This is a genomic window from Psychrobacter sp. 1U2, from assembly GCF_051847575.1.
Genome location: NZ_JBPYDC010001815.1, coordinates 1 through 518, shown reverse-complemented (window position 1 = coordinate 518; position 518 = coordinate 1). Strand labels below are relative to the sequence as shown.

Below are 518 nucleotides of genomic sequence, written 5' to 3'. Positions count from 1 at the left end.
CCAAAAGAATTCCATGGTGCTGTTGATAAAGGTATCCAAGAGCGCATGAAAAACGGCGTACTTGCTGGTTACCCAGTCGTTGGCGTAAAAGCAACTTTGTATGATGGTTCTTATCATGATGTCGATTCTGATGAATTATCGTTCAAAATGGCAGGTTCTATGGCCTTTAGAAAAGGTTTCATGGCAGCGGACCCAGCACTACTTGAGCCAGTAATGAAAGTAGAAGTTGAAACACCTGAAGATTACATGGGTGATATCATGGGCGATCTTAACCGTCGTCGTGGTTTAGTTCAGGGTATGGAAGATCTACCTGGTGGTACTAAACAGATCCGTGCTGAAGTACCATTAGCAGAAATGTTTGGTTATGCCACTCAAATGCGTTCTATGTCACAAGGCCGTGCTACGTATTCAATGGAATTCCAAAAGTATGCGGAAATTCCAAAGTCAGTAGCTGCTGAAATCATCTCTAAATTCAACTCTAAAGATGATGACGAGTAAGTAAGAAATTGCTAAATAAG

General features: G+C 41.5%; 1 pseudogene. It reads left to right on the top strand.

What is annotated here, in order from left to right:
* Positions 1–498 (top strand): annotated as a pseudogene (gene fusA, locus ACS8FD_RS24550) (elongation factor G); the annotation flags it as partial.
* Between the last annotated feature and the right edge of the window lie 20 nt (positions 499–518).